This is a genomic window from Arthrobacter sp. B055-34 (assembly GCF_059090425.1).
Genome location: NZ_JBNHFQ010000015.1, coordinates 80,499 through 91,260, shown reverse-complemented (window position 1 = coordinate 91,260; position 10,762 = coordinate 80,499). Strand labels below are relative to the sequence as shown.

9 protein-coding genes, 1 tRNA gene and 1 other RNA gene are annotated in these 10,762 nt (G+C 64.5%); 8 read left to right on the top strand and 3 right to left on the bottom strand.

Going from position 1 to position 10,762, the window contains the following annotated elements; translation table 11 throughout:
* Positions 1-168: 168 nt before the first annotated feature.
* Positions 169-253, bottom strand: a tRNA-Ser gene (locus tag AC5RWO_RS20690).
* A 138-nt stretch (positions 254-391) separates the two neighbouring features.
* Here AC5RWO_RS20690 and ffs point away from each other — a divergent pair.
* The 3 genes from ffs (at position 392) to recR (ending at position 4,607) form a co-directional block, all read left to right on the top strand.
* Positions 392-487, top strand: an RNA gene (gene ffs, locus AC5RWO_RS20685) — signal recognition particle sRNA small type.
* A gap of 63 nt (positions 488-550) precedes the next feature.
* Positions 551-3,988: a DNA polymerase III subunit gamma and tau gene (locus tag AC5RWO_RS20680; RefSeq protein ID WP_498733711.1), complete on the top strand. Its 3,438-nt coding sequence runs from the start codon at positions 551-553 to the stop codon at positions 3,986-3,988.
* A 22-nt stretch (positions 3,989-4,010) separates the two neighbouring features.
* Positions 4,011-4,607, top strand: a complete 597-nt coding sequence (gene recR / locus AC5RWO_RS20675; protein WP_498733709.1) for a recombination mediator RecR — start codon at positions 4,011-4,013, stop codon at positions 4,605-4,607.
* A 6-nt stretch (positions 4,608-4,613) separates the two neighbouring features.
* On the opposite strand, the gene AC5RWO_RS20670 is transcribed toward recR, so the two are convergent.
* Positions 4,614-5,393, bottom strand: a complete 780-nt coding sequence (locus tag AC5RWO_RS20670) for a GntR family transcriptional regulator (RefSeq protein WP_498733707.1) — start codon at positions 5,391-5,393, stop codon at positions 4,614-4,616.
* A 330-nt stretch (positions 5,394-5,723) separates the two neighbouring features.
* On the opposite strand from AC5RWO_RS20670, the gene ehuB reads away from it, so the two are divergent.
* The 5 genes from ehuB (at position 5,724) to AC5RWO_RS20645 (ending at position 10,411) form a co-directional block, all read left to right on the top strand.
* The gene (gene ehuB / locus AC5RWO_RS20665; RefSeq protein ID WP_498733706.1) at positions 5,724-6,653 is read left to right on the top strand and encodes an ectoine/hydroxyectoine ABC transporter substrate-binding protein EhuB; all 930 of its coding nucleotides are present in this window, start codon (positions 5,724-5,726) and stop codon (positions 6,651-6,653) included.
* Positions 6,654-6,661: 8 nt separating this feature from the next.
* Positions 6,662-7,393 carry an ectoine/hydroxyectoine ABC transporter permease subunit EhuC gene (ehuC, locus tag AC5RWO_RS20660; RefSeq protein ID WP_498733704.1) on the top strand — a complete coding sequence of 244 codons (732 nt, stop codon included), beginning with the start codon at positions 6,662-6,664 and terminating at the stop codon, positions 7,391-7,393.
* Positions 7,390-8,043, top strand: a complete 654-nt coding sequence (gene ehuD, locus AC5RWO_RS20655; RefSeq protein WP_498733702.1) for an ectoine/hydroxyectoine ABC transporter permease subunit EhuD — start codon at positions 7,390-7,392, stop codon at positions 8,041-8,043. The genes ehuC and ehuD overlap by 4 nt, the downstream gene beginning before the upstream one ends.
* A complete protein-coding gene (gene ehuA, locus AC5RWO_RS20650) occupies positions 8,027-8,872 on the top strand; it encodes an ectoine/hydroxyectoine ABC transporter ATP-binding protein EhuA (protein WP_498733701.1) in 846 nt (281 codons plus the stop codon). Before ehuD ends, ehuA begins: the two co-directional genes overlap by 17 nt.
* Before the next feature lie 252 nt (positions 8,873-9,124).
* Complete coding sequence (locus AC5RWO_RS20645) at positions 9,125-10,411, top strand: aspartate kinase (protein WP_498733699.1); 1,287 nt, start codon at positions 9,125-9,127, stop codon at positions 10,409-10,411.
* A gap of 91 nt (positions 10,412-10,502) precedes the next feature.
* Here the strand turns inward: AC5RWO_RS20645 and AC5RWO_RS20640 are convergent, their stop codons facing one another.
* Positions 10,503-10,721, bottom strand: a complete 219-nt coding sequence (locus AC5RWO_RS20640) for a hypothetical protein (RefSeq protein WP_074700099.1) — start codon at positions 10,719-10,721, stop codon at positions 10,503-10,505.
* Positions 10,722-10,762 lie beyond the last annotated feature (41 nt).

Below are 10,762 nucleotides of genomic sequence, written 5' to 3'. Positions count from 1 at the left end.
CGCCCTAGTCGCCGAAGAAGGACTCTGGATCCGCTCCGGATGGGCAGGCAGGCCATGAAACACGCCCGGGTCATACACACTTTTTTGCCTATAAGCCTGAGCCTCGGCGGACAGTCACTCAATTAAAGGAAAAAGCCCCGCCACAGGGGCGGGGCTTTTTCCTATCCGCGGAGGATGGGGGATTTGAACCCCCGAGGGCGTGAACCCAACACGCGTTCCAGGCGTGCGCCATAGGCCGCTAGGCGAATCCTCCAGATGTTTTGCTCAACAAGAGCAGGTACAAGACTACCTGACGGCTTCCGAAAGTGGCGAATCGCGCGATGCACGTCACTGCCATCCCCTCGGCGCCGGAACGATTTTCAGCCACCCGTCCATCTCGGGTAGACTATTTGACGGCCCCTCATGTGGTGTCATCCCGTGAACTCCCCCAGGACCGGAAGGTAGCAAGGGTAAGCGGGCTCTGGCAGGTGCATGAGGGGTCTTTTACGTCTATCCCCAGCGCCGGGATGCCTGATGCAAAGTACGAGCCGCAACCGATAGGGTTCTTATCGTGAGTACAGCCCTCTACCGTCGTTACCGCCCCGATTCCTTCGCGGACGTTATTGGGCAGGAGCATGTCACCAATCCGCTGATGGCCGCTCTGCAGAAGAACCGCGTCAACCACGCCTACCTGTTCTCCGGCCCGCGCGGCTGCGGCAAGACCACCTCCGCCAGGATCCTGGCCCGTTGCCTCAACTGCGCCCAAGGCCCGACGCCGACCCCTTGCGGACAATGCGATTCCTGCGTCGAGCTCGGCCGCGGCGGCCCGGGCAGCCTGGACGTCATCGAAATCGACGCCGCTAGCCACGGTGGCGTGGACGACGCCCGCGATCTGCGCGAGCGCGCCACCTTCGCCCCGGTGCGGGACCGCTACAAGATCTTCATCATCGACGAGGCCCACATGGTCACCTCGGCGGGCTTCAACGCCCTGCTGAAGATCGTCGAAGAGCCGCCGGAGCACATCAAGTTCATCTTCGCCACCACGGAGCCGGACAAGGTCATCGGGACCATCCGCTCGCGCACACACCACTACCCGTTCCGGCTGGTGCCGCCGGAACCGCTGATGCAGTACCTGGAACTGCTGTGCAACCAGGAAAACGTGCCGGTAGCCCCCGGCGTGCTCTCGCTCGTCGTCCGCGCCGGCGGCGGCTCCGTGCGCGATTCGCTCTCCGTGCTGGACCAGCTCATGGCCGGCGCCGGGCCCGAGGGGCTGGACTATGAACTGGCCGTTTCCCTGCTCGGCTACACCCACGCCTCGCTGCTCGACGACGTCGTCGATGCCTTCGCCGCCCAGGACGCCTCCACCGTTTTCAGCGCCGTGGACCGCGTGGTGCAGACCGGCCATGATCCGCGCCGTTTCGTCGAGGACCTGCTTGAGCGCTTCCGCGACCTGATCATCGTCAAGGCCATGCCGGAGAGCGCCCACGCCATCCTCCGCGGTGTGCCCGAAGACCAGATCGCGCGGATGCAGACCCAGGCCAACCAGCTCGGCTCCTCCGAACTCTCCCGCGCCGCGGACATCACCAACCAGGCGCTTACCGAGATGACCGGTGCCACGTCGCCGCGCCTGCATCTGGAACTTCTCTGCGCCCGCATCCTGCTGCCGGTCGCTGACCAGGCCGAACGAGGCGTCGCGGCCCGCGTGGACCGGATCGAACGCCGGCTCGCGTATGCCGGGGAGCTGCCCGCCGGAGCGCCCAACCACGCTCCGCCCGCCGCAGAAACCAATTACGACGCCGGATCCGCGCCTTCCGTACCAAGTGCCGAAGGTGCCAGCGGGGCGGCCCAGGTCCGGGAAGCGCTCCGCGCCGCCCGCACCCAACCAGTACCGGCAGCAGAAACGCAGCCATCGCCGCAGAACGCACCGTCCCCCGTGCAGCCGGCGCCGGCACCCGCCCAGCCCGCACCCCAGAACACTCCCACCCAGCCCTCGGAGGAACCGCGGCAGCAGCCGCAACCAACTGCCGAGGAGACTGTGCCGACTGGTCCTCAGCCGGCACCCACCGCTTCCCCGGCTCCTGCCGCACCGCAGCCAGAAGAGCAGCCGGCCTCGCGTGATTGGGGCGGCACCTGGGGTGCGGTTCCCGAGCCGGAACCGGCAAAGCCCGCCCCCGCGCCTGCAGTTCCTGCGGAGCAGGCAGCACCTGGCCAGCAAGCTCCGGCACCGGCACCGGCACAACAGCCTGCACCAAGCCAGCCGGCTGCTCCCGCGGCAGCACAAGCAGGCCCCTCTTCCTCCGCGCAGTCAGGCCCGCGACCCACAACGCAGCCGGGCGCGCCGACAGGCCACCCAGCTCCGGCGCCGGCACAATCGGCCCCCCCGGCGGCGGCATCCCAACAGCGCCCTGCTGCATCTGGTGCCACCGGATCAGTGGAGATGTTCCGCCGCGCCTGGCCGGAAATCATGGATGTCCTGAAAACCGAGAAGAAGTTCCTCTGGATGACAGTTGAACCACACACCTCGCTTGCCGGTTTCGATGGCCGGACGCTGACAGTGGCCTTCTCGAACTCCGGTGCGATGAATGCGTTCAGCAGCAAGCAGGAGAACGCCGGAATCCTCAGACAATGCATCTTCAAGGTGCTCGGCGTCGACTGTGCCATCGACGTTACGGCCGGAGGCTCTGCCCGGGCAGCGGGTGAACCCGCCCCAAAAGTACCTACTAGCTGGCAGCCGCCGGCAGACGGTGCGGCACCACGGACTATGAACGCGCCCGCACCGGCCATGCCCGCCGCCGGCTCCCCTGCCGAGCCTGCGGCAGAGCCTGCCCCGGCGCAGAATGCCGGCCAGAACAGGCCGGTCCCTGCCGCCGGCCCTGCCCAGAACCGTCAGGCAGATCCTGCGCAGAACGTTGGCAATGTGTGGGGACCCGTGGCTCCCATCCCGGACGCGAACTCCGCCTCCGTGGGTATTCAGTCAGCAAGCGCGGCTACCGCAACCACCACGCTCCCCGCCAGGACCCCATCGGCGCTCAGCGAACCTTCTGCACAGAGTGCGGCCTCCACCAGCAGTATGGCATCGGGGCAAAGTGCGCCATCGGCGGACAGCGTACCATCGGGGGTCAGTGCAACGTCCCCCCAAAGCGCCCCGTCCCCCGCCAGCAGTCCGTCGGGCACCAGTGCCGTGTCTGCACAAAGCGCACAGTCGGTCCAGAGCAGCCCGTCGGCTCCCAGCAGCGCCTCCGCGCAGAGCGCCCCGTCCGCCGCAAGCGCACCGTCCGCTGCGTCCCCCCGTCCAGTGGCAGCAGCGGAACCGGTGACCGTACCGCCGCCGGCACCCGGGGAACGGCCGGTATTCGGCCACCTTGCCCAGGGGCAGCCGGCAGCCGCCAGGCCAACGGTATGGGAACCGCCGCAGGCCTCCGGCGCAGCATCTGCGCCGCAAGTCCCCGCGCAAAACGGACAACGTCCTGCAACCGACCGGCCGCAGCCTGAAAAGCCTGCTTCGCCGAGTGTGCCGAACGTGCCGCAATCTCCCTACGACGACATTCCCTTCACGGATGAGGAACCGCCGTCCGAAGAATGGGACGCCGGCCCGGACTTCGAGCCAAGGCGGCCGCAGGTCCCGGTGCAGCCATCACCGCCCCCCGCGGCCGCATCCCCGCAGGCTCCGGCAGCATCCCAAACCCCTGCGCCGTCGCCCGCTGATGCTCCAACTTCGGCCCAAACGCCTGACACGGCTACTGCGCCGGATCCCAATAAACCCATGAGCCGCTACCAGCGGCTGCTCAACCAGGCCAGAGCTGCCGAAGCGCAAAGCCGGCCCGCCGGCACTCCCGCCGGGCCAGTCTTCGGCAGCAGAGGCGGCAGTGGCCTAAACTTGAGTCACGTCGAGGACATTCCCAGTGAAGATGACTTAGCCATCGAAGACTCGGGCTTGGTAGGCCGCGCCGCCATTGAACGGATATTGGGCGGGCGGTTGATTGAGGAGCAGAGCCTCGACGGTTCCTAGACTGTTTGGAGATTGAGGTTCAGTGTACGAAGGTGCCGTCCAGGAGCTAATCGACGAGCTTGGCCGGCTCCCCGGTATTGGACCAAAGTCAGCCCAGCGCATCGCTTTCCACATCCTGGAAGCCGATCCTGCCGACATGCAGCAACTGGTGCAGGCCATCACCAACGTCAAGGAGCGGGTGAAGTTCTGTTCGATCTGCGGCAACGTCTCCGAGGAGGAGACGTGCAACATCTGCCGTGATCCCCGACGGGATCCCACCCAAATCTGTGTGGTGGAAGAGTCGAAGGACGTCGTGGCCATTGAGCGCACCCGGTCCTTCCGCGGCCGCTACCACGTGCTCGGCGGTGCCATCAATCCGATCGGCGGCGTCGGTCCCAATCAGCTGCGGATGCGGGAACTGCTGACCCGGCTCACGGATGGCCAGGTCCAGGAAATCATCATCGCCACGGATCCGAATCTGGAGGGCGAGGCGACGGCGACCTACGTCGCGCGGCTGCTCAAGGACTTCGATATCAAGGTAACCCGGCTGGCTTCAGGCCTTCCCGTCGGCGGAGATCTGGAATACGCCGACGAAGTGACGCTGGGCCGTGCCTTCGAAGGTCGGCGCCAGCTCAGTTAACCAAGTTCAGGAAAGCTCCGTCAGCGGCTGGGTGATCGGCCCCAGCGCGTAGGCTCCTGCGGGAGCGGGTTCCTCGGTGACAGTTTCCACGTGAACGCCCCGCTCTTCGAGCACGCCGGTCAGCCGGTCCACTGCTTCCACCATGTGTTCCCTGATGGCATCGGCCGCGGCCTCAGCGTCCCAGTCCTGCAAGGCAGCCATGATGCCATGGTGCGATTGGGTAATGTCTTTGCGCACGATGTAGCCGCGCTTGCTGCTGAAGGCCGCGAGCCGGGTCTCCACCACCAGCGTTGACATGTAGCGGCTCAGATGCGCGTTGTCCGCGGCGTCGACCAGGGCAAAGTGGAAATCCAGATCCGCGTCGCCGATGGCACGGGCATCATTGCCTTCGGCCGCCCGCAGCAGATGGTCGAAAGCGCGCTGAACCTTAGCAACGGCGGCGGCGTCGTGCTTATCGATGATCATCCGGGCCGCGTGGCTCTCCACCGCGACTCGGGCCTCGAACAGATCATCCAGCCGGTCTTCGCCGATCACGGCCACGCGCATCCCCTGCCCCGGCTTGGCCGTCAGCAGCCCTTCCTGGACCAAGCGCTGGGCGGCTTCACGCAAGGGGCTGCGGCTTACGCCAAGCTGCCGGGCAATCTCTACTTCGCGCAGCGGCGAACGCACGGCCAGCGCACCGGAATAGATGGCGTTGCGCAGTTCCGTGGCAATCAGGTCCACGGTCGAGGGACGATGCACTCTCAGGACGGCCGGCGCGTTGCGGTGTGCAGAGGGATGGGGCATCTGGGTCCTTACGTGTCTTGCGTTTGGCACCTGGATTACTCCTGAGTAGTGCACAGGCTGGGGACGAATCCGCATCGTGGCCAAATCGTAATCAGTATAAGTGTGAGGGCCAACATCCGCGGAAGTACGCGGATTTAGCCCGTAACCGGAGTCAAACCCTCCGGGTCGCACTGCTGTCGACAATCATACATGCAGACGTGCAGATTGTATGTGGTGACGAAAATTACTAGCGTTGACCTCAGTCATCCCAAATTCGGGTCGGGTCGGCTGGGGTGCGCATGTGCGTAGACCGGGTGGCTTCGCCCATTTCACGACCGAAAGAGGAACATGATGAACGCTCGTACTACTAAGTCCCGGGCGGCAATGGCCGCGGGGAGCGTGCTGGCGCTGGTGCTGATGGCTGGCTGCGGCGACGGACAGATCGAGCAGGGCGGCGAAGGCGGCGGAGAGAGCCCCGCTGCGGGCAACACGCTGGCGGAAATCCAGGAGTCGGGCACCGTTACCGTTGGCATTGCGGGCGAGGCCCCGTACTCCTTCCAGGAAGGCGGCGAGCCGACCGGTGCGACCATTGCCATGCACGAGAAGATCTTCAGCGAGCTCGGCGTCGAGAACGTTGAAGCACTCTTGGTGGACTGGGACGCACTGATCCCGGGTCTGAATGCAGGCCGGTTCGACGTGGTCAGTGCCGGCATGTCCATCCTGCCGGAGCGCTGCGAGCAGGCGGCTTTCAGCGACCCGGAAATCATGTACACCACGGCGCTGATGGTCCAGGAGGGCAACCCGAAGAACCTGACGGACCTGGATTCGGTCGTGGCTGCTGAAGAAGGCGGCGAGGACATCAAACTGGCCGTTCTCTCCGGCGGCATTGAAGCCGGGTACGCCGACAAGCTGGGCCTGGATGTCCAGTCGGTTGGCAACGCGCAGGACGGCATGGACACTGTCGCGGCAGGCCGCGCCGATGCGTTCGCCATGACGGCCATCTCCCTGAACTGGCTGGCCGAGAAGAACCCGGATGCCGGCATCGAGGTTACTGAACCCTTTGTCCAGGTCATCGACGGCGTAGAGCAAATCGGTGCCGGCGCCACGGTCTTCCGCCAGGGCGACACGGAACTGCTGGAGGCCTACAACGCGGAACTGGCCAAGATCACCGAGTCCGAAGAGACCTACACGGACGTAGTCGGCGAGTTCGGCTTCACCGCCGAAAACCTCCCGCCGAAGGACCTGACCACCGAGCAGCTCTGCTCCGGAGACGTGGGCTAGTCCACCTAATGGAAAGCAATTTCGAAGCGCTGGCAGAGGCGTGGCCGAGGATCCTGGACGGGTTGGGGATTACCCTCCAGCTGACTCTCGGCGGCGCCCTGCTGGCGATGGTTATCGCCGTGATCCTCGGCTTGGGCTCGCGGCTGCACAACATTGTGCTCCGCGGCCTATGCCGGGGGATCATGGAATTTTTCCGCGGCACATCGCTGGTAGTCCAGCTGTTCTTCTTCTTCTTCGTTCTGCCGCAGCTCGGGCTGGAGCTGCCGGCAATGGTCTGCGGCATCCTCGGCCTGGGGCTGAACTACGGCGCCTACGCGGCCGAGGTAGTGCGCGGATCCATCAATTCGGTTCCGACCGGGCAATGGGAAGCCACCACGGCGTTGAGCATGTCCAAGTCGCAGCAGATGATCCGTGTCATCTTCCCGCAGGCCTGGGCGCTAATGATTCCCTCGCTGACGAACTACCTCATCCACATGCTCAAGGGCACGGCAATCGTCAGCTTCATCACCCTTGCCGACCTGACCTACCACACCGAGCAGCTGCGCGAACAGACGGACACCTTCTTCGCCTACGGCGTGAGCCTGGTGATCTACTTCGTCATCGCATACATCCTGACGCTGATCATGAACGCTCTTGAGGTACGGGCCAAGCACCGCCTCGGCCGCGGCGAATCGCTGCGCGAGGCGCTGACCCCGAAGACCCCGGAGACCGCCGCAGCGGAAGGAGGCCGGAAAGTATGAACGGCTTATGGGATTGGGACGCCGCCTGGGCAGTACTGCCCGAACTGCTCGTGGCCTTCGTCCAGGTCACCTTGATTGTCACCGTCCTGAGCACCGCTATCGCGGCCGTGCTCGGACTCTTCATCGCGATCCTGCGCATGTCGGTGCCGAAACCGATTGGTGCCGTCATCACTTTCATCGGCGACTTCATCCGGATGACGCCGATCGTGGTGCAGCTGCTGTTCGCGTACTGGACCTTCCTGACCGTCGAGCCGCTGACCATCGGCATCGTGGTCTTCGGTATCCACTACTCCACCTACATGGCCGAGGTCTACCGCGCCGGCATCGACTCGGTGCCCAAGGGCCAGTGGGAGGCCACCACCGCTCTGTCCATGTCCAAGCGGCGGGCCTGGACGGCCGTGATCGTTCCGCAGGCCCTGCGGGCAACCGTTCCGGCGTTGGGCAACTACGCCATCTCGATGTTCAAAGACACCCCGTTCCTGCTGACCATCGGCGTGGTGGAAATGGTCCGAGCCGGGCTCACGTTCGGCGGCAACAACTTCAGATATATGGAGGCCATCACCCTGGCCGGCGTGATTTTCCTGCTCGCCAGCTACCCGACATCCCTGCTCATCTCCAGATTGGAAAAGCGCCTTGCCTACAACTACTGATCCCCACCCCGCGGCCGGCAACGGCACCGCGGCCGCCGTTCCGGCCATCAGGTTCGAGAACGTGGAGAAGCGGTTCGGCGACAACGTGGTCCTCAAGGACCTCAATTTCGAGGTGGCCAAGGGCGACCGCGTCACCCTGATCGGGCCCAGCGGCTCCGGCAAGACCACCATTCTCCGGCTGGTCATGACGCTGGAGAGCCTCAGCGACGGGTACATCTACATCGACGGCGAACCGCTCACGCACGAACTGCGGGACGGCAACCGCGTTGCGCGCAGCGAGAAGGCCCAGAAACAGATCCGCAAGCGCATCGGCATGGTCTTCCAGCAGTTCAACCTGTTTCCCAACATGACCGTGCTGGAAAACATCATCGAGGCGCCGGTCCATGTGCTCGGCCAGTCCAAGGCGGAGGCGACCAAGCGCGCCATGGAGCTGCTCGAAAGCGTGGGGCTTCCGGGCAAGGCCAACGCCCACCCGCTGCAGCTTTCCGGCGGCCAGCAGCAGCGCGTTGCGATTGCCCGTGCCCTGGCCATGGATCCTGACATCCTGCTGCTGGACGAGGTCACCTCGGCGCTGGACCCGGAGATTGTGGGCGAAGTGCTCGGCATTCTGCGCCACATCGCCGAAACCACCGACATCACCATGCTGATCGTCACGCATGAGATGCAGTTCGCCCGCGATGTTTCCAACCGGGTCATGATGTTCGACGGCGGGCGCGTGGTCGAGGAGGCAACGCCGGACGTCATGTTCACGAACCCGCAGCACGAACGCACGCAGGCATTCCTGCGTGCCGTGCTCGGCAGCAGCGACGGCCAGATCGGCACGCACTGACACCGATAAAACCCAAGCGACGACGGCGGCGACTGCCGTGCGTAAGCCGGCCCGCCGCCGTCGTTGTTCCCGATTTTCCGAAGGTCACACTGGCCTGTTTGTTCAAATCTATTCACCGCGGATAGCTCCGCGGCGCTAGACTTTCCTTGCCGAGTGCGTCTGCAGCCGACGTGTATGCATCGGCAGATTTCCCAATTGCCTACCGTGCCAGGCTGCCGGTCGGCCCCAATCCAGGAGTTGTTTAGAGAGCGCATGAGCTTGATAGTGCAGAAGTTTGGTGGTTCCTCAGTATCGGACGCCGAAGGCATCAAGCGGGTTGCCCAGCGCGTGGTCGACACGCAGTCTGCCGGCAACGAAGTTGTGGTTGTTGTGTCCGCGATGGGCGACACCACCGACGAGCTGCTTGATCTTGCTGACCAGGTTACCTCCGCCCCCAGCGCACGCGAGATGGATATGCTGCTGAGCGCCGGCGAACGAATTTCCATGTCCCTGCTGGCCATGGCCATCCAGGAACAGGGCGCCACGGCGCAGTCCTTCACCGGCAGCCAGGCCGGCATGATTACCGACGCCATCCACGGCAAGGCCCGCATCATCGACGTGTCTCCGCACCGAGTGAAGACGGCGCTGGAGAAGGGCGACATCGCAATCGTGGCCGGCTTCCAGGGCATGAGCCGCGAAAGCCAGGACATCACCACGCTGGGCCGCGGCGGTTCCGACACCACCGCAGTGGCACTGGCCGCGGCGCTGAACGCCGATTCCTGCGAGATCTACACGGACGTCGACGGCATCTACACCGCGGATCCCCGCGTTGTCACCAATGCGCAGAAGATCGACGAGATCTCCAGCGAGGAAATGCTGGAAATGGCGGCCTCCGGATCCAAGATCCTTCACCTTCGCTGCGTGGAATACGCCCGCCGCTTCGGTGTCCCGCTGCACGTCCGCTCGTCGTTCAGCACCAACGAAGGGACCTGGGTGCTGCCCAACCCCGACGACAAGATCAAGATCCAAGAGGGAGAACCCATGGAACAGCCCATCATTTCCGGAGTGGCCCATGACCGTTCCGAAGCCAAGGTCACCATCATCGGCGTGCCCGACGTCCCCGGCAAGGCGGCAGAGCTGTTCGGCATTGTCGCCGGCGCCCACTCCAACATCGACATGATCGTGCAGAACGTTTCCACCAAGGGAACCGGCAAGACGGACATCTCGTTCACGCTTCCCATGGTGGAAGGGAAGGAAGCCCTGGAAGCGCTCCGGGCCTCCCAGGACACGGTTGGGTTCGACAGCATCGACTACAACGACCAGGTGGGCAAGCTCTCCCTGATCGGTGCGGGCATGCGCTCCAACCCCGGCGTTTCCTACAAGTTCTTCGATGCCCTGCACAAGGCGGGCGTGAACGTGGACATGATCTCCACGTCCGAAATCCGCATCTCGATCGTCACCCACGCCGATCTGCTGGACACCGCCGTGCGCGCCGTCCACGCTGCCTTCGGCCTGGACTCCGAGGACGAGGCCACCGTCTACGGCGGCACCGGGCGCTGATCCGGTACTGACCAGCGACGACCGACGGCGGTTCCGCATTGCGCGGGAACCGCCGTCGGTCTTTCTTTTTGGCTAATTGGGAGATTTGGCCTCAGGCCACGTCGTGGCGTTTGCGGATTGCATAGGCATGGCCTTCGGCATCCCGCTCCACTTCGATTTCCGCAAGCTGCTCTTCCGAGGCCTTTTCGGCGTCGTCATGCTTGTGGACCACTGGGGTATCAGAATCGATCCGGTCTGCTGGACCCCACACTTTGGCGGCCTCCGCGGTTATACGCATGAACGTGCGGAGAAAGCGCGAATTCTCAGCCATCTGAATCACCTTCTTGACGAGGCTGTTATCCGTATGACCAG